This window comes from Brevundimonas sp. UBA7838 (genome assembly GCF_002500885.1).
Lineage (GTDB): Bacteria > Pseudomonadota > Alphaproteobacteria > Caulobacterales > Caulobacteraceae > Brevundimonas > Brevundimonas vesicularis_C.
Genome location: NZ_DLTK01000090.1, coordinates 11,885 through 29,724, shown reverse-complemented (window position 1 = coordinate 29,724; position 17,840 = coordinate 11,885). Strand labels below are relative to the sequence as shown.

The following is a 17,840-nucleotide window of genomic DNA, read 5'->3' as shown; positions in this document are numbered from 1 at the left end:
CCGCGCGCGCGCCGCCGCGCCCGCCGTCCACCGCCCCACCCAAAGCCTGAACCAGACCCAAGCCCGCGCCGACCCCAACACCCGCGCGCCGTCTCGTTCTGATTTCAGGTTCAATCCATGTCCTTCAAGACTACCGCAGCGCCCTGCGCGCTGCTGCTCGCCGCCCTCTCCAACGCCGGTTGGACGAGCCCCGTCCTGGCCCAGCAGACGCCCGAACCGGCTTTGCTGGACAGCGTCATCGTCACCGGCCGTCGCAACGCCGAGGATCCCGCCGTTGTCGCAGAAGCCCGCGCCCTGTTGTCTCGCACGCCCGGCGCCGTTGCGGTCGTCGCCTCTGAAACCTACCAGGACCGCTACGCCCTGACCTTCGCCGATACGCTTCGCAGCGTGCCAGGCGTCTTCGCACAACGCCGCTGGGGCGAGGAGGTGCGGTTGTCGATTCGCGGCTCGGGCATCGGCAACGGCGCGCACCTGCGCGGCGTGCTGCTGGCCCAGGACGGCGTGCCCTTCAATGCGCCCGACGGTTTTGGCGAGTTTCAGGAGATCGATCCCCTGATCGCGCGCCACATCGATGTGTTCAAGGGCGGCAACGCCCTGCGCTTCGGCGGCGCCGCCCTGGGCGGTGCGATCAATGTCGTGACACCGACCGGGCGCACGGCCGCGAGCCGGAACCTGATCCGGATCGAGAGCGGATCGTTTGATACCCTGCGCGGCCATGTCGCCCTGGCGCGCGACTGGGGCGACTGGGACCTGTACGCGGCCGCCACCGTGGCCAGTTCGGACGGATTCCGGGACAATCAAAGCTCAGATTCAAAACGCCTGACGCTCAATCTGGGCCGGTCGTTCGGCGAAGGTCGTGAGTTGCGGCTGATCGTTCAGGGCAATGATCTGGACCAGTCGGTGTCTTCCGCCGTCACCCGTCAGCAGGCCCTCACCAACCCTACCGCCGTACCGGCGAACAATAACATGCTGGCCTTTGCGCGCGACGTGAAATCATTGAGAAGCACCCTTCTGGGTCGCTGGCGCGTGGATGACAGCCTGTCGTTCGAAGGGGCCGTCTATGTAGTGGACAAGGATCTTTATCACCCCATTTCCATCGTCATCGATCAGAACAGCCTGCAGTGGGGCGGCTATGGCCGACTGGACTGGAACGGTCGGCTGGGCGGCATGAGGGCTGACGCCTATACGGGGATCAGCTATCGCGGCTGGACGACGGACGCCTTCACCTTCGTGGCGGCAGGTGGCGCACGTCCAGGCGCCAAGATCGGCGATTCGGTTCAGGACGCGACCGGCATCGACATCTTCGCCGAGGGTCGCCTGTTCGTCACGGACCGTCTGGCTCTGGTCGCGGGCGGCAGCTACGGCCGTGCGGAGCGGGACTACACAAACAACCTGGTCCCAGCCAACAATGCCGACGCGACCTTTGACTGGTTCGCGCCGCGCATCGGCCTGCTATGGGAAAATGAGATGGGCGCCCAGATTTACGCTAATCTTACGCGCTCGGCGGAGGCCCCCAGCTATGGCGCCTTGGTGCAGGGCAACGTGCCGAAGTTCGTGCCCGTCGACATCCAGGATGCCTGGACAGCCGAGGTCGGCGCCCGCGGCCGTCGCGGTCCCTTCACTTACGATCTGTCGGCCTATCGCGCCCAGATCGAAGGCGAACTGCTGAACTACAGCGTCAATCCGACCCTGAACATTCCCGCCGCGACCTTCAATGCTAACGATACCGTCCATCAGGGCATCGAAGCGGGGCTGGACTGGCGGATTATCGACAGCACCGATGGTCGCCTGACGCTGCGCCAGACCTACGCCTGGTCAGATTTCCTCTTCAAGAACGACCGTGTCTATGGCGACAATCGCCTGCCGGTCGTGCCGGAGCATCTCTACCGGGCCGAGTTGAAATATGCCCATCCGGCGGGCTGGTTCGTGGCGCCTAGCGTCGAATGGTCGCCGACGGACGTGCTGATCGATTACGCCAACACGCGCAGCGCCACAGATGGAACGCCGCTGACGGCGCCTGACTACGCCATTCTGTCGTTCAATGCGGGCTGGAGTTTGCGAGGTGGAGTTTCACTGTTCTTGGATGCGCGCAACCTGACCGACGAGCGCTATATTTCGACCGTCAACGCCGTGACGGACGCCACTAAAGTCGCGACTGCCGTCTTTGTGCCCGGCGAAGGACGTTCGGCCTATGTGGGGTTGCGTTATGCGTTCTGAGTCTGGCGACGCCTCAATTTCAGGCGCCTATCGCGCGGTCTGGCGCTGGCATTTCTATGCCGGCGTCTTCGTCATGCCGGTGTTGATGCTGCTGGCCCTGACGGGGGGGCTTTATCTGTTCAAGGACGAGATCGACGGGTTTCTGTATCGCGACATGATCCGCGTGCCGGCAGTTCAGATGCGGGCGGCGCCGGATGCGTGGGTGGCTTCGGCCGCCCAGGCCGCAGGCGGGGGGCGCGTCGCCAATCTGGTCATGCCCGCGCGTGACGATCAGGCGATCCGGATCAGGGTCGATCGACCCGACGGCGTGCAGAAGACGGTCTTTGTCGATCCGCACACCGGCCGGGTCACCGGGGTCATTCCGGCCGGCGGGTTCATGGAGCAGGTCAAGAAGACCCACAGCCTCACCCTGCTGGGGCTGCCGTTCAACATCCTGGTCGAGGTCGTCGCCGGCTGGACGATCATCCTGTTCGCCACGGGGCTTTATCTGTGGTGGCCGCGCGGGCGGGGCGTGGCGACCTTTGCACCGCAGACGACAGACAGCCGCCGCCGTCCGTTCTGGCGCGACTTGCATGGGCTGACGGGCTTCTATGTCGGCGGAGTGGTGCTGTTTCTGGCCGTGACCGGCATGCCGTGGTCCGCGGTCTGGGGCGACAAGGTCATGGGGGCGGTCAAGGAGACAGGGCTGGGGCGGCCGCCCGCACCCGTCGCCGGCGCCTGGCAGAGGGCGCAGCACCACGATGCGCCGGTCGGGGCCGGCTGGACCATGGAGGGCATGGTGATGACCCACGACCATGCCGGCCATGGCGGCCTGGCGCAGGTTCTGGGGGTCGCGGATCAGGCCCGCCTGGCGCGCCCCTATACGGTGAACATCCCCAAGGCCGATGACACCGCCTATACGCTGACGACCCAGGCGACGCGGGTTCAGGACAGCCGGTCGCTCTATGTCGATGCGGTCTCCGGGCGGCTGCTGGGCGATATAGGCTATGACCAGTTCGGCGCCGGCGCCAAGGCCATCGAGTTCGGCATCTATACGCACCAGGGCACGCAGTTTGGACAGGCGAACCGCATCGTCATGCTGCTGGGCTGCATCGGCGTGTGGCTATTGGCGATCAGCGGCCTGGTCATGTGGTGGAAGCGCCGCCCGCCCAATCTGTCGCGCCGACGCCTGGGCGCCCCGCCCGCCCCGCCGGGACCGCGTGCGCGCGCCGCTGTCGTCGGCATCGTCCTGCCACTCGCCATCCTCTATCCCCTGACGGGACTGAGCCTGATCGCGGCCGTATTGCTCGACCGAGCCCTGCGTCCGATGATCCGGCGCCGTTCCGCCGCCTCGTGAAAGACCTGACGCCATGAAGATCAAACTCGCCCTTGCCGCCGCCGCCCTGTCGCTGGCGGCATGCAATCCGTCCGAGCCGGCCAAGGCGCCGACGGCTAAGACGCCGACGGCGACCGCCACCGTGACCGCGACCGACGCCTGGTGCCGCCCGTCGCCGAACGGGGCCAAGGCCGGCGGCTGCTATGTCACCCTGACCGCCGCGACCGACGACAGGCTGACGGGGGGATCGACCCCGCGCGCCGCATCGCTTCAGGTCCACGAGATGAAGACCGAGAACGGCATGATGAAGATGGCCGAGCTGACGGCGGGCCTGCCCCTGCCCGCCGGTCAGGCCGTGGCCTTGGCGCCGGGCGGCAACCACCTGATGCTCATCGGCCTGACCGCGCCTCTGGTCGCCGGCGAGACCGTGCCGCTGACGTTCCAGTTCGCGTCGGCGCCGGCGATCACGGTTCAGGCGCAGGTTCGCCAACCGGCCATGGAAGGCATGGATCACGCCGCCCACTGACCTCAGTTGAAGCGCGAGCCTGACAAACGGCTCTGAACCCGCTAAAGGCTCGCGCCTCACGAGGAATACCATGGCTCTTAAAGTCGCGATCGTCGGCCTGCCCAACGTCGGCAAGTCCACCCTGTTCAACGCCCTGACCAAGACGGCGGCGGCCCAGGCGGCCAACTATCCGTTCTGCACCATCGAGCCGAACACCGGCGATGTGGCCGTGCCCGAGGCGCGTCTGAACGCCCTGGCCGAGATCGCTGGATCGAAAGAGATCATCCCGGCCCGCATCACCTTCGTCGACGTCGCCGGTCTGGTGCGTGGCGCGTCCAAGGGCGAAGGCCTGGGCAACCAGTTCCTGGCCAACATCCGCGACTGCGACGCCGTGGCCTTCGTCGCCCGCTGCTTCGTGGATGACGACATCACCCACGTCGAGGACCGCATCGATCCGATCGCCGACCTGGAGATCATCGAGACCGAACTGATGCTGGCCGACATGGAAAGTCTGGAGCGTCGCCGGCCGCAGCTGGAGAAGCGCGCCAAGGGCGGCGACAAGGAATCGGTCCTGACGCTGAAGCTGGTCGATCTGGCCCTGGCCCAGCTGAACGCTGGCAAGCCCGCGCGCACTGCCGAGGTGTCCAAGGAGGACATCAAGGCCTGGCACATGCTGCAACTGCTGACGGCGCTCCCAGCGCTTTATGTCTCGAACGTCGAGGAGGGCTCGGCCGACAAGGGCAACGACCTGTCCGACAAGGTCGCAGCCCGCGCCGCCCAGGACAACGCCAACTCGGTCGTCATCTCGGCCCAGATCGAGTCCGAGATCGCCGTGCTGGACGACGAGGAACAGAAGGAGTTCCTGGAGACCCTGGGTCTGGAAGAGCCCGGCCTGAACCGACTGATCCGCGAGGCCTATAAGCTGCTGGGCCTGCAGACCTATTTCACGGTCGGCCCCAAGGAAGCTCGTGCCTGGACCATCAATGTCGGCGACACCGCGCCCCAGGCGGCCGGCGTGATCCATACCGACTTCGAAAAGGGCTTCATCCGCGCTGAGACCATCGCTTTCGACGACTTCGTAGCCCTGCGCGGGGAAGCCAAGGCGCGCGAGGCCGGCAAGTTGCGCGCCGAAGGCAAGTCCTATGTCGTCAAGGACGGCGACGTGATGAACTTCCTGTTCAACTAGGCGGCGCGGCAGGCGGGGTTCCGGCCCCGTCTTTCTTCATCATCTTTTCAAGCGGATTGGCAGGATCGGGCGCGCGCGGCGAACCGGGGCAGCGCGCCAGTTTCACCGTCTTCATGTCCTGATCGACATAGGTCAGGTTCATCACGTCGCCGCTCGTGCTCATATGCACCCGCTCGGTCTGAGGCCGGCCCGCACATCGCAGCACTGCGACATAGCCGGAACCCGTCTCATCGATGCTGGCGATGTCGCAGTTGCGGCCGTATGCGTCGAAGCGCAGCGGCGTCAGGGTGATCGGGCTGCGTTCGCCCTGGGGCCGGGCGCACCATTGCGGGTTCGCCGCCCAGACCCCCACGAAGCTGCGCGGCCCACGTCCAGCCAGAGACGACGGTCCAGGCGGTTCGACCGGCTGCATGGCCTCGGGCGTTCGCAGCGGTGCCGCCGGTTCGTTCGGCGGATTGACCTCGTGATCGCCGCAGGCGGCCAGAAGGGCGATCGCGCCCGCCATCGGGATCAAGGCTGTTTTCATCCCGCCACAACGCCACGGCCAAGGTTCGGGTTCAATCCGATGACCGGCGCCAGCGCCTGAGATCGGATTCAGCTCAAGACCACGCGGCCGTCGATCATCCGGAAGGCCACGCCGGTGCGCTGGAACAGGCGGGCGATGACGGCGGACGGATTGGGCGCGCCTTGGTCCAGCAGCCGCTCGACATCGCCGCGCAACGACGGGTCGCGCGATGTCCGGGTCAGGGCCGTCAGCCATTCCTCGCGGCTGAGCACGCCGTCCGGCTGGCGCAGCAGAGGTCTGAGGAAGTCGAACCAGTCGCCGCCGGTCCGCTGGCGTTGCGCGCCCTCCGCCGCCAAGGCGAAGACGGCCCCGCAGGCGTAATAGGCGCGGTGTTCGCCCCGGGCGCCGGCCTGGGCGACCGGCTTGCGCGCCAGGCTGACGCAGTCGTCCACCTCGGACTGAAGCTCGGCCCGGTCGTCATAGTTTGCATCGAGGGCCTTCAGGGCGCGCACGGCCATCAGGTCGGCCCCGCCCTCGGTGATCCAGGCCTCGTCGGCGAAGGCGTATCGCACCGTCTGTCCCAGCCAGAAATGCGCCCCCTCATGGCCGATGAACCAGCGCGAACGCTCCACGATTTCCGGCTGCGGCGAGGTCACGCCCCGCCCCTCGAACGACATGACGATCAGGCCCGGAAGGACGCTGCCGCCCATGCTCGTCATGCTTTCGGTCGGCCCGTTCCAGGCCACCATGACGATGGGCGTATCGCCGCCGGAGCCCGGCGCGCCGAGGCGATCGCGGTAGTAATGACCGACATGCGGCGCAAAGCCCCGGATCTCCTCGCCGATCCACGGCGGCAGATTGGGGTCCATAACGGTCGACAGGCCATCGCCCGGCGTCACCGTCGCCTCGCCCAGCAGGACATAGCTGCGCTCGTCCGTCGTGGTCAGTTCGTCGCGGCGGCGCCCGTTGAACAGGACGGGTCCGTTCTCGTCCCGCCAGGTCACGCGCGAGGGACCGCCATCCAGGCGGATTCGGTTCAGGTCGTCAGGCACCTGTTCAGCCGCCTGGGCCGACGGCAGGGCGAAGACGTCCAGTTGCCGGGTCGGCAGGGCCACGGCGCCATTGGAGAACAGCAGGGTCGGATACTCGGCCTCAAGATCCACCGCCTGCGGTCGAACGCGGAAGCGGACTTCGCGCGGCACGGGACCGCCGTCCGTGCTGCGGATGATGTCGTAATGGCCGCGTCGCTCCATGACGACGCCGGGCGTCTCAACCGTCCATTGGCGCGGCCGCCAGGGCTGGCGCGAATCCTGTTCCAGCGCCGAATCCTGGAAGGCCCAGACCGGCACGTCGCGCCCAAAGCGATAGTCGATGTTGAGGTGATCGCCGTCGCGGGTCACCGTCACTTGGGGTCCGCCTTCCTCCTGAAGGGTCGCCGGCGCCGACATGGGCCCTGCGGCGCAGGCGCCGCTCATAAGGGCGAGGGCCAAAACGGCGGACGAGGCGAAGGCGTGGACGCGCAAGGGCGATCTCCTGAAGGGCGCTCGGCGCGAAGCCTAGCGGTCGTCAACGCGCCGCGTCAGCTTACGGTTTCGTCAGGCTGAGGCCCGTTCCAAGGCGCGGCCCGCCGCCGCCAGTTCGCCGGCCATCACGGCCTTCAGTCGCTGTGGCGCCAGGATCTGCACCTGCTCGCCCCAGGTGAACAGATGCCAGGCCAGTTCGCGCATGCCCGAGGCGCGGAACCGCACGATCACGCCGCCGTCCCACTGATCCTCAAAAGACTGGGTCGGGTGCCAGCGCCAGCCCCTGGCCTCAGCCGCGCCCTCGGGCGCGATGCGCAGAACGACGTCCTCGATCTCGTCCTGATAGATGCCGAAGGACTGGCTGGCGAAGACGCCGAGGTCGAAATCGGCGGGCGGCACGGCCAACCCTTCCTGCGGGCCGACATGGCTCATCCGGTCTAGGCGGAAGGTCTGGATGCGGCCGGTCTCGCGGTCGGCGGCGACCAGATAGTTAGCCCGGCCGAACATGACGCCGCACGGCGCCACGCTGCGCCGACGCGGCTCGGCGCCCGGACGGGAATAGGTGAAGCCCAAGGGCTGCTGCGCCAGCACCGCCGCGCGAATGGCGGTCAGCATAGCTTCGTCGGCGGAGGGGCGCGGCCCGGCCTGGACCGCAATGGTCTCGGCCCGGACCAGGGCCTCCAGATCCGGCGCCATCCGATTCAGCGTGGTCGAACGCATCGCCGCCTTCAGCTTGCGCTCCAGCCCCTCCAGCGCCGTGGCGCGCGCCGGTTCGCCGGCAGCGCGCAGGGCGGTCGCGGCCTTGGACAGTTCCAGCATTTCGGTCGCCGTCGGGGCTTGTTCGAAGGCCGACAGACCGCCCCGTATGCGCCAGCGTTTGGACGGCGGGTCCGAAACCTCGTCCACCTGGGGGAACAGCATCAGAACCGCGTCGCGCATCCGTTCGGCGGTGCGGCGGCCGACGCGCATGTCGCGCGCGATCTCATCCAGGCTCAGCCCTTCGGCGCTGGCGGCCATGCGGCGTGCCAGATCGATCACCATCGCCGCCTTGTCGTGTCTCAATGCCTTCGCCGATCCTTACGTCCGTTTCTGACGCAACACTGCTTCATAACGACATCATCGACAAGAGGCCCCCGCTTCAGGAGATCATCAGATGGCGCATTTCCAACCCGCCCAGACCGTCAACGCCAGCCGCTACATCATCGTGCCGTGCGAAGCCGATGGGTCGTCCGACCTCGCCGTGATCTGGGACCGGCTGGAGGAACAGGTGGTCGACGTCATTTCGGCCGCCGCCAGCAGCCGCTATTCAGACGAGGACATGCTGTGGGATGAAGGCCGCGCCGGCGACATGGCCCCCGAATGGCGGATGGCCGCCTGAGCTCAGGCCGCCTTCGGCTTGGTCCAGCGATCGATCATGCGCTGGGCCGGCTGCTCGACCAGTCGGTGCGCCACGACGGCGACCGCAACGATGAAGCCGAACATGGCGACGGCGAACAGGTCGTTCAGCCAGACAGAGCCGAAGTCGATGCGTCGCACCGGTACGAGGTCCAGCTTCCTGGCCACAATCATCATCACGGTCAGGATGAACATGTGGACCATGTAGATGGCGAACGACCACCGCCCCAGGGTGACCAGAGCCGGATGGTCCAGCACGCGTGACAGCGCCCCCTCCTCGCCGGCGAAGACCCAGATCAGCGCCACGAAGATCAGCGTGACGGCCACAGTGATCGGCCCCTGAGCGTAGCCGATGAACACGCAGGCCGCGACGATGGCCGCGATCTCCAAAAGCGTCGCGGGGCCGCCCTTGAGGCGCGGAATGCGGGTCCAGAGCCCCTGCAGCAGGCAGCCCAGGAAGAAGCCATAGACCGCGCGCGGCACGGCGAAGTCATAGGTCGTATTCATCCAGCGCCGCGCGTAGCTGAGCACCAGGACGCCGCCGATGATCGCCAGCACCAGCCCGATCCAGCGGAACCGCTTTGGCGCAATCAGCACCAGGCCCGCGAAGGTAAGATAGCAGGCCCATTCGGCGCTGAGCGTCCAGGCTGGCCCGTTCCAGGTCAGATAGGGATGCACATGCCAGGCCTGGATCAGCGCCAGATTGGTGAAGATCGCCTCAATCGATCGATCCCGCGTGAAAGGCGGCGCGCTGTCGAAATGGAAGATAAGCCGCGCCAATTCCAACCCGATGAAGGCCGCCAGCATTAGCAGATGCAGCGGCCAGATCCGCCCGAAGCGCCGCACCATGAACCGCCCGGCGTCCCGTTCCGACTTCAGTCGGTTCGCATAGGCATGGGCGATGACGAAGCCCGACAGGACGAAGAAATAGTCGACGAACAGATAGGAATGCTGAATGAAACCCCAGTCGCGCCAATGACTTGCAACCGGCATGTGAAACATCACGACAAGGATGGCGCACACACCCCGCAGGGAATCCAAAGCCTCAAAACGGCGATGGGCGGCAGGAAGAGGTCCGGACAGCGTGTTCACGGACGCGTGATAGCGCCGGTCAAGGTTGCGTGATAGGGGTCTGAAGAGACTTCAGTGCAAGCCGGCTTTGACCGCGCGAACAGCGCGGCCGCAAAGATCGCGCAGAACCGCCTGATCGACATCTTCCAGACGCGAAACATAGAGGCAGCCCACGCCGGTCTTCACCTTGCCCAAGCGGGCGATAAGCTCGGCTCGTTCAGAGAAATCCCCAGCGACATAAAGCACCAGATTGGCTTTTCGCGGCGAGAAGCTGATCAGCGGCCAGCCGCCCTTGGGGCCGCCGTCGTTGCCGAACCCGACGATGGACGATCCCCAGAGCACGGCTGGTTCACCGGTGATCTCCGACATCAGTGCGGCGACGGCGTGAGAATCAGACCGTCGGCGTGGATCGTCGATCGCAGACAAGAAGGCGTCGACAGAGGCGTCTGTGGGGCCGGTCTTGGGCGTGCTGGCCATGGCTCAAAGCCCCTTCACGATCCCTTCGACCATCTTCTTGGCGTCGGCGAACAGCATCATGGTGTTGTCGCGGAAGAAGAGTTCATTCTCGACCCCGGCGTAGCCCGAGCCCATGCCGCGCTTGATGAACAGGACGGTGCCGGCCTTTTCCACATCCAAGATCGGCATGCCGTAGATGGCGCTGGTCGGGTCGGTCTTGGCGGCGGGATTGGTCACGTCATTGGCGCCGATGACGAAGGCGACGTCGGCGGTGGCGAACTCGGCGTTGATGTCCTCCAACTCGAACACCTCGTCATAGGGAACGTTAGCCTCGGCCAGCAGGACGTTCATATGGCCCGGCATCCGGCCGGCGACGGGGTGGATGGCGTATTTCACCTCCACGCCTTCCTCCTTCAACTTGTCGGCCATTTCACGCAGCGCATGCTGGGCCTGGGCCACCGCCATGCCGTAGCCGGGCACGATCATGACCTTGGACGCATTCTTCATGATGAAGGCGGCGTCCTCAGCCGAGCCCTGTTTGACCGGCCGCGTTTCCTTGGCGCCGGCGGGACCGGCCGCCGCATCGCCGCCGCCGAAGCCGCCCAGGATGACCGAAATGAAGCTGCGGTTCATCCCCTTGCACATGATGTAGCTGAGGATCGCGCCCGACGATCCGACCAGGGCGCCGGTGATGATCAGGGCGATGTTCTCCAGCGTGAAGCCCAGCGCCGCCGCCGCCCAGCCGGAATAGGAGTTCAGCATCGACACCACGACCGGCATGTCGGCGCCGCCGATGGGGATGATCAGGGTCGCGCCCAGCACCAGCGCGATCAAGAAGACGCCCCAGAAGGCCCAGGTCGCCGCGCCGTTCGTGCCGATCAGGATGCCGATCAGGAAGACCAGACCCAGCGCCAGGCCGACATTGATCAGATGCCGCGCCGGCAGGATGATCGGCGCCCCGCTCATGTTTCCGTTCAGCTTGGCGAAGGCGATGACCGAGCCGGTGAAGGTGATGGCCCCGATTGCGACGCCGAGGCTGAGTTCGATGATCGACAGCGTTTTGATGCCGTTTCCGTCGTCGGACAGGATTCCAAAGGCCTCGGGCGCATAGATCGCCCCGATGGCGACCAGACAGGCGGCCATGCCGACCAGACTGTGGAAGGCCGCGACCAATTGCGGCATGTCGGTCATGGCCACCCGCTTCGCGATCAGGGCGCCTGCCCCGCCCCCGACGATGACGCCGCCCGTGATCAGGGCCAGGGTCACGGTATCCAGCGCCCCCGTCGTGCCCAGCGTCAGCAGGGTCACGCCAATGGCCAGCGCCATGCCGATCATGCCGAAGGTGTTGCCCTGACGGCCGGTCTCCGGGCTGGACAGCCCCCGTAACGACAGGATGAACAGGACGCCCGAAACCAGATAGGCCATTGCGGCCAGCGATGCGTTCATCACGCCCCTCCCCTCAAGACGTGCGGGCCAGCCGCCACAGGGCGGCGGCGATGAACAGCGGGCCGATGAAGAACAGGGCCCATTCGAAGACGCCCAGCGGCCGATCCTGCGTCACCACGCGAACCAGAATGGCCGAAAAGACCAGGGCGATGCCGCAGTCATGCAGCCGCTGACGCTTGATCGGAGTCTTGGCCCCGAACCATCCGTACAGCCACAGGCCGAAACCGATGCCGGTCGCGATCCAGGATCCGGTGATGGCGATTTGGGCGGCGTCGGTCACGAAGACGCCTCGGGAGCGGACTTAGGCGCCGGCCGCTCCTTCTTCTTGTACATGGCCAGCATCCGCCGCGTGACCATGAAGCCGCCGAAGATGTTGACGCTGGCCAGGGTGACGGCGACGACGCCCGCGCCCTTGGCGATCCAGGCGCTGGGGCCGGTCGCGTCACCGGACACGGCCGCCGCCGCGATCAGGCCGCCGACGATGATGACGCTGGAAATGGCGTTGGTCACGGCCATCAGGGGCGTGTGCAGAGCCGGCGTCACGCTCCAGACGACGTAATAGCCGACGAAGATCGCCAGCACGAAGATGGCCAGGCGGAAGACGGTGGGATCGACGTGTTCCATGTCAGGTTTTCTGCTCCAATCGAGCATCGATGCTGATGAGAAGTCTCAGGACTCCCCCGTTGATGACGCTGCCGAAAAAGATCGGCCCGACTTTGGTGAGCGCCCTGCCGAATGCTGCGCCGGACTGGTCCTGCACGAATGCAAACATCAGCAGAAACAGGCAGAAGACAGCTCCGCCGAAAATCACGATCAAGGAAAAAATCGACAGAGCATTACGAAGGCCAGACCCGATCATCCCCGCACCCCCTCATGCACCACGGCCCCGCCGTCTGTGACCACCGCCGCCTTCAGGATCTCGTCTTCGAGGTCCACCGACAGGCCGCCGTCCTTCATCAACAGGCCGACAAAGGCGGTCAGGTTGCGGGCGTAGAGGGCGCTGGCGTCGGCGGCGATGCGGCCGGGCAGGTTCGACCAGCCGACGATGGTGACGCCGTTCGCGGTGGTCACGACCTCGTTCAGCTTGGAGCCCTCGACATTGCCGCCCGCTTCAACCGCCAGATCGATGATGACCGAGCCGGGTTTCATGGAGGCGACATGGCCGGCGGTCAGCAGCACAGGGGCGGCGCGGCCGGGGATAAGGGCTGTGGTGATGACCACGTCCTGCTTGACCACATGGCTGGCGGTCAGGTCAGCCTGTTTGGCCTGGTATTCGGCCGACATGAGTTTGGCGTAGCCGCCGGCGGTCTGGGCGTTTTTGAACTCCTCGTCCTCGACGGCCAGGAATTTGGCGCCCAGGCTTTCGACCTGTTCCTTGGTCGCGGGGCGGACATCGGTGGCGGTGACGACGGCGCCCAGACGACGCGCGGTGGCGATGGCCTGCAAGCCCGCGACACCCACCCCCATTATGAAGACCTTTGCGGCGGCGACGGTGCCGGCCGCCGTCATCATCATCGGGAAACCCTTGCCATAGGCATAGGCCGCCTCGATCACCGCACGATATCCGGCCAGGTTCGCCTGTGACGACAGGACGTCCATGACCTGGGCGCGGGTGATGCGGGGCACGAACTCCATAGCGAAGGCGGTGGTGTTGGCCCCAGCCAGGGCGTCGACGGTCGCCTTATCCCGATAGGCGTCCAGCATGGCGATGACGACGGCGCCGGGCTTCAGCGCGCTGGTTTCCTGGGCCGTGGGGCCGCGCACCTTCAGCACGATGTCGGCGCCGTCCAGCACGGCGCGGGTGTCCGGCTTCACGACGGCGCCGGCGGCGGCGTAGTCGGCGTCGGGAATGGAGGAGCCCAGGCCGGTCCCGGCCTCGACCGTGACGGTCGCCCCAAGGGCGATCAGCTTCTTGACCGTCTCGGGCGTGACGGCGCAGCGCGTCTCGCCTTCGCGACGTTCACGGGTGACGGCGATAGCGACGGCCAAGCGAATCCCCTCGTTCTTTTCGTTGAACGAAGGTTAGGCCGTTCCGGCGCGAGCCGTCAAAGCACGGTTATGCCAAAGCTTGGCGAGGGCGCGTGATTTCAGACCGCCTCAGGCGATCCGATGCAAGGCTCAGTGCGCGGCGCCCGGCTTGGACTTCAGCGCCACGAAGCCGACGCCGCCCAAAACGACCGCGCCGATGACGGCGGCCATGAAGCTGCCGCCCGGGTGGAACCACAGGGTCAGGAACAGCAGCAGCACGGCGATGGCCAGGCTGCCCCACTTGGCCAGGTTCAAAAACAGGCGGTAGGTCGAGACCTGTTCGCGCACTTCCATATGGCCGTGCAGATAGGCTTGCGCATCGGCGTCGGCAGGTGCGTTGGCGGTGTCGTGCAGGTCGGCCATTCGTGGAATCCCCTCGTCGTTATCGCGGACTTACACCGAGGCGACCGCCCCGCTCAAGCCCGCAGTCATGCCGTGGTCAGGCCAGCGCCTCGAACTGATCGACCAGCCGCTCCAGCCTCTGACAGCCGACGCTCCAGAAGGCCGGGTCGCGCGGGTCCAGACCGAACGGCTTCAACGCCTCGACATAGGTTCGCGATCCGCCGCCGGCCAAAAGCTCGCGATAAAGCGGCGTGAAGCCGGCCGGATCGTTGCGACGCGCCTCCATCAGCGCCGCCACCAGCAGGTCGCCGAACGCGTAGGCGTACACATAAAAGGGCGAATGGACGAAGTGGCTGACATAGGCCCACCAGTGTTCATAGCCCGGGTTCAGCTTGACCGACGGCCCCAACGAGGCGCCCATTTCTTCAAGCCACAGCTGGTTGATCCGCTGTTGCGACACCTCGCCTTGCAGGCGCTCGTCGTGGAAGCGGGTCTCGAACCGGTGGAAGGCGATCTGGCGCACGACGGTGTTCAGACCATCCTCGATCCGGCCGGCCAGCAGGCCGCGCTGCTCGGACTTGGGCGCGGTCGCCAGCAGACGATCAAACGTCAGCCCCTCGGCGAAGATCGACGCCGTCTCGGCCAGGGTCAGGGGCGTGTCGGCCAGAAGCGTGCCCTGATCGGCCGCCAGGGTCTGGTGGACGCCATGACCCAGCTCATGCGCCAGGGTCAGGACGTCGCGCCGTTCGCCCATCCAGTTCAGGAAGACATACGGATGGCGGTCGGCGGTGACGGGGTGGGCATAGGCGCCCGACTGCTTGCCCGGCCGCGCCCGGCCGTCGATCCACGGCTTGTCGAAGAAGCCGCCGGCTCTGTCGGCGAAATCGCCGCCCAGGTCCGAGAAACTGTCCAGTACGATCTCGCGCCCCTGGGTCCAGGTGAAGGCGCGCGGCGTCGTCGTCTCGATCGGGGCGTTACGGTCCCAGTGGTCCAAGCGCGCCTTGCCCATCGCCTTGGCCTTCAGCGCATAGTAGCGATGCGACAGGCGCGGACAGGCGGCTGCGACCGCCTCGGCCATCGCATCCACGGCCTCGCCATCCACCTCGTTGCCCAGGTGACGGCTGTCGGCGGGACGTCTGAAACCACGCCAGCGATCCTCCATCGCCTTGTCCGCGGCGACGGTGTTCAGCACCAGGGCCAGCGTCGGGGCGCGGGCGGCCAGCGCCTCTGACAGACCCTCGGCGGCGGCCTTGCGGCGCGCGGGCTTGGCGTCCGACAGGCGGTTCAGCGCCTCGGCCAGCGTCAGTTCTTCATGGCCCGCCTTTGCACGCAGGGCGGCCAGCTGCTCATCGAATAGGCGCGGCCATTGAGCCGTGATCGGGCCACGCTCGGCGATGAAGGTTTCCAGTTCGGCCGACAGTTCGTGCGGCTTCATCGCCCGCACCCGGCGCAACCACGGCCGCCAGCGCGCGGCGCCCGCATGGGCGGTGAGCGCCGCTTCCAGCGCCGCATCGTCGATCTGATTGATCTCCAGCGTCAACCAGACGGTCGGGGTGGCGATGGCGGTGATCTTCTCGCGCACATCGGCCTCGAAGCCTTGCGCCGTCGCATCGTCGCGCGCGGTTGAGGCCGACAGGAAGGCGTAGGCGCCCAGCGCGCCCAGAACGTCGGACGCCTGCTCGTAAAGCTGGATCGCGCGGTCCAGCGCCTCGCCCAGCGCCTGCGCATCCTGATCCGCCGCCAGCCGGCCCTTCAGCCCGTTCAGCGCCTCGACCAGACCCCTCGCCTTTTCCAGATCGGCGGCCACCTTGGCGTCGTCGCGCGACGCATAGAGGTCGGTCAGGTCCCATAGCGGGGCTTCGGTGTTCGGCGTCTTGAAGGGAGCGTTCATGCCCCTGTTCTGGGGATGCGCGGCGACGGCCGCAACCGCCCCTTGCGCTTTCTCGGCGTCACGGCCCGTGCAATCCTGCCTTTCGGAGACGCGTAAATGACCGAAACCCTGCAGCATGACACCGGCCGGACGGGCCTTGGCGGGGCCTCGGCCCTGTTTGCGGTTCGCCTGGCGACAGGTCTGGTTCAGGGGCTGGCGCTCTATCTGCTATATCTGGCGGCCGACAGCCGCGTCTGGCCCGAAACCCAGCCGGTGGTGTTCGGCGCCCTGGCCCTGGCGGCCGGCTATGTGCCGGTGGTGGTTCTCGCCGGCGTAGGCCGGGTCAAGCCGCTGGCCCTAATCTTGTGGGCCGCGGCCGCGGCCGGCGTGCTGGCCCTGCTGGGCGCCCACGACGTCGCCCGCCAGGTTCTGAAGCCGCATGAGGAGCCGCCATTTCTCAGTTTCCCCATGCTGGCCTTCGGCGCGGCGGCCCTGTTCATCGCCCACCACCTGATCGTGCCCGCGATCCGCGAACGACGCTGGATCGTCGACTATCCCGACTATTTCGACATCGCGTGGAAGGCGGGGGTGCAACTGGCCCTGTCACTGGGCTTCACGGGCGCCTTTTGGATCCTGCTGCATCTGGGCGCGGCCCTGTTCAAGATGATCGGCCTCGGCTTTCTGCAGCACCTGCTGAGCGAGGCATGGTTCGCCATTCCGGTCACGGCCCTGGTCTTCGCCACCGCGGTCCAGCTGACCGATGTGCGCGACGGCCTGATCCGAGGCGTGCGGACCGTGGCGTTGATGCTGCTGTCGTGGCTGCTGCTGGTGATCACGGTCCTGGTCGGCGGCTTTCTTGTCGCCCTGCCCTTCACCGGACTGGACGGCCTGTGGGAGACGCGCAGCGCGACGGCCCTGGTGTTGTCGGCCGCTGCCGCCCTGATCGTGCTGATCAACACGGCCTATCAGGATGGGCGCGCGGACAATCTGCCGCCGGTTGTCCTGCGATACAGCGTGCGGGCCGCGTCGGTCGTGACCGCGCCGCTGATTGTTCTGGCCGCCTGGGGCCTGGCCTTGCGGATCGGCCAGCACGGCCTGACGCCCGATCGGATCATCGCCGCCGCCTGCACCCTGGTCGGCGCGGTCTATGGCGCCGGCTATCTGCTGGCGGCCGTGAAACCGGGCGGCTGGATGAAGCCGCTGGAGCGGATCAACGTCGTCGCGGCGGTTCTGTCGGTTCTGGTCATCCTGGCCCTGTTCAGCCCGCTGGCGGATCCCGCCCGCCTCTCGGTGCACGATCAGGTCGCCCGCTTGCAGCGCGGGGCGGTGTTCGCTGACATGTTCGACTATGACTTCCTGCGGTTCGAGAGCGGCAAGGCCGGCGAGATGGCGCTGCGCCGTCTGGCCGCCTCAACCGATCCTCGCATCGCGCGAAACGCCCGCGCCGCCCAGGCTCGCCCGTGGCCATCCGGCGATACCGCGCAGGGGCGGCAAGCGCGCAAGGCCGCCATCCGCCTGAAAGCCGCCGATGGCCAGTCCGTGCCCGCCAGCTTCGTCGATCAGTTGGACGCGCAGGTCGATGTGCTGTTCAGTTGTAATGCGGAAGCCCCCCGCATCGTCCGATCGACGGACCTGAATGGCGACGCGCGAACCGATCTGCTGGTCGCCACGGCTCGTGAAATCGTGGCCTTCGATCAGGACGGCCAGGGCCAGTGGCGCGTGACGGGTCGATACGGCTTCACCTGCGGGCGCAATGCTGAGCGGATGAACGAGGGCCTGTCGAAGGGCGTCACGACGGCGCCGGCCGCCCTTCCCGACCTGGTTGTCGACGGCCAGAGATTGCGCGCCAGCCCCGAAGTGCGATGCGACGCGACAGAGCCGCGTTAACGGGACGCTCACCACGCCGTGTCACCCGATTTTCACCTCGCCAGCCTAGAAATCGTCCCGAAACGATCCATCCGTGACGGGTTGGGCGACAGGA

At 66.7% G+C, this 17,840-nt stretch carries 18 protein-coding genes; 6 read left to right on the top strand and 12 right to left on the bottom strand.

Annotation, left to right across the window (positions count from 1 at the left end):
* The first annotated feature begins 117 nt into the window (after positions 1-117).
* From B3T77_RS07630 to ychF, 4 genes are all read left to right on the top strand, one after another.
* Positions 118-2,217 carry a TonB-dependent receptor family protein gene (locus B3T77_RS07630; RefSeq protein WP_292078591.1) on the top strand — a complete coding sequence of 700 codons (2,100 nt, stop codon included), beginning with the start codon at positions 118-120 and terminating at the stop codon, positions 2,215-2,217.
* The gene (locus B3T77_RS07625) at positions 2,207-3,553 is read left to right on the top strand and encodes a PepSY-associated TM helix domain-containing protein (RefSeq protein WP_292078589.1); all 1,347 of its coding nucleotides are present in this window, start codon (positions 2,207-2,209) and stop codon (positions 3,551-3,553) included. The genes B3T77_RS07630 and B3T77_RS07625 overlap by 11 nt, the downstream gene beginning before the upstream one ends.
* Before the next feature lie 13 nt (positions 3,554-3,566).
* Positions 3,567-4,058: a copper chaperone PCu(A)C gene (locus B3T77_RS07620; protein ID WP_292078586.1), complete on the top strand. Its 492-nt coding sequence runs from the start codon at positions 3,567-3,569 to the stop codon at positions 4,056-4,058.
* Positions 4,059-4,128: 70 nt separating this feature from the next.
* On the top strand, positions 4,129-5,223 hold the full coding sequence (gene ychF / locus B3T77_RS07615; RefSeq protein ID WP_066623261.1) for a redox-regulated ATPase YchF: 1,095 nt from the start codon (positions 4,129-4,131) through the stop codon (positions 5,221-5,223).
* Here the strand turns inward: ychF and B3T77_RS07610 are convergent.
* The 3 genes from B3T77_RS07610 to B3T77_RS07600 form a co-directional block, all read right to left on the bottom strand.
* Positions 5,216-5,749 (bottom strand): hypothetical protein, encoded by a 534-nt coding sequence (locus B3T77_RS07610; protein WP_292078582.1) that lies wholly within the window; start codon positions 5,747-5,749, stop codon positions 5,216-5,218. The genes ychF and B3T77_RS07610 overlap by 8 nt on opposite strands.
* A gap of 68 nt (positions 5,750-5,817) precedes the next feature.
* Positions 5,818-7,251: a hypothetical protein gene (locus tag B3T77_RS07605; protein ID WP_292078580.1), complete on the bottom strand. Its 1,434-nt coding sequence runs from the start codon at positions 7,249-7,251 to the stop codon at positions 5,818-5,820.
* A gap of 72 nt (positions 7,252-7,323) precedes the next feature.
* Positions 7,324-8,313 carry a helix-turn-helix transcriptional regulator gene (locus tag B3T77_RS07600; RefSeq protein WP_292078578.1) on the bottom strand — a complete coding sequence of 330 codons (990 nt, stop codon included), beginning with the start codon at positions 8,311-8,313 and terminating at the stop codon, positions 7,324-7,326.
* 91 nt (positions 8,314-8,404) lie between these two features.
* Between B3T77_RS07600 and B3T77_RS07595 the strand changes: the two genes are divergently transcribed.
* Positions 8,405-8,629 carry a hypothetical protein gene (locus B3T77_RS07595; RefSeq protein ID WP_045810302.1) on the top strand — a complete coding sequence of 75 codons (225 nt, stop codon included), beginning with the start codon at positions 8,405-8,407 and terminating at the stop codon, positions 8,627-8,629.
* A 2-nt stretch (positions 8,630-8,631) separates the two neighbouring features.
* Here the strand turns inward: B3T77_RS07595 and B3T77_RS07590 are convergent, their stop codons facing one another.
* The 9 genes from B3T77_RS07590 to B3T77_RS07550 all read right to left on the bottom strand — a co-directional run bounded on the left by B3T77_RS07590 (position 8,632) and on the right by B3T77_RS07550 (position 15,880).
* Positions 8,632-9,738, bottom strand: a complete 1,107-nt coding sequence (locus B3T77_RS07590; RefSeq protein WP_292078572.1) for an acyltransferase family protein — start codon at positions 9,736-9,738, stop codon at positions 8,632-8,634.
* Positions 9,739-9,789: 51 nt separating this feature from the next.
* A complete protein-coding gene (locus B3T77_RS07585) occupies positions 9,790-10,194 on the bottom strand; it encodes a DUF1801 domain-containing protein (protein WP_292078570.1) in 405 nt (134 codons plus the stop codon).
* A 3-nt stretch (positions 10,195-10,197) separates the two neighbouring features.
* On the bottom strand, positions 10,198-11,619 hold the full coding sequence (locus tag B3T77_RS07580) for an NAD(P)(+) transhydrogenase (Re/Si-specific) subunit beta (protein ID WP_292078566.1): 1,422 nt from the start codon (positions 11,617-11,619) through the stop codon (positions 10,198-10,200).
* Between the two features lie 13 nt (positions 11,620-11,632).
* A complete protein-coding gene (locus B3T77_RS07575; protein WP_292078562.1) occupies positions 11,633-11,899 on the bottom strand; it encodes a hypothetical protein in 267 nt (88 codons plus the stop codon).
* Positions 11,896-12,243: an NAD(P) transhydrogenase subunit alpha gene (locus B3T77_RS07570; RefSeq protein WP_292078559.1), complete on the bottom strand. Its 348-nt coding sequence runs from the start codon at positions 12,241-12,243 to the stop codon at positions 11,896-11,898. Before B3T77_RS07570 ends, B3T77_RS07575 begins: the two co-directional genes overlap by 4 nt.
* A 1-nt stretch (position 12,244) precedes the next feature.
* Positions 12,245-12,436, bottom strand: a complete 192-nt coding sequence (locus B3T77_RS07565; RefSeq protein ID WP_292078557.1) for a hypothetical protein — start codon at positions 12,434-12,436, stop codon at positions 12,245-12,247.
* 38 nt (positions 12,437-12,474) lie between these two features.
* Positions 12,475-13,608, bottom strand: a complete 1,134-nt coding sequence (locus tag B3T77_RS07560) for a Re/Si-specific NAD(P)(+) transhydrogenase subunit alpha (RefSeq protein ID WP_292078555.1) — start codon at positions 13,606-13,608, stop codon at positions 12,475-12,477.
* 129 nt (positions 13,609-13,737) lie between these two features.
* Complete coding sequence (locus B3T77_RS07555) at positions 13,738-14,010, bottom strand: aa3-type cytochrome c oxidase subunit IV (RefSeq protein WP_017505952.1); 273 nt, start codon at positions 14,008-14,010, stop codon at positions 13,738-13,740.
* Between the two features lie 76 nt (positions 14,011-14,086).
* On the bottom strand, positions 14,087-15,880 hold the full coding sequence (locus tag B3T77_RS07550) for a M3 family oligoendopeptidase (RefSeq protein ID WP_292078551.1): 1,794 nt from the start codon (positions 15,878-15,880) through the stop codon (positions 14,087-14,089).
* A 96-nt stretch (positions 15,881-15,976) separates the two neighbouring features.
* Here B3T77_RS07550 and B3T77_RS07545 point away from each other — a divergent pair, with 96 nt between their 5' ends.
* Positions 15,977-17,746 carry a DUF4153 domain-containing protein gene (locus B3T77_RS07545; RefSeq protein WP_292078549.1) on the top strand — a complete coding sequence of 590 codons (1,770 nt, stop codon included), beginning with the start codon at positions 15,977-15,979 and terminating at the stop codon, positions 17,744-17,746.
* Positions 17,747-17,840: the final 94 nt, after the last annotated feature.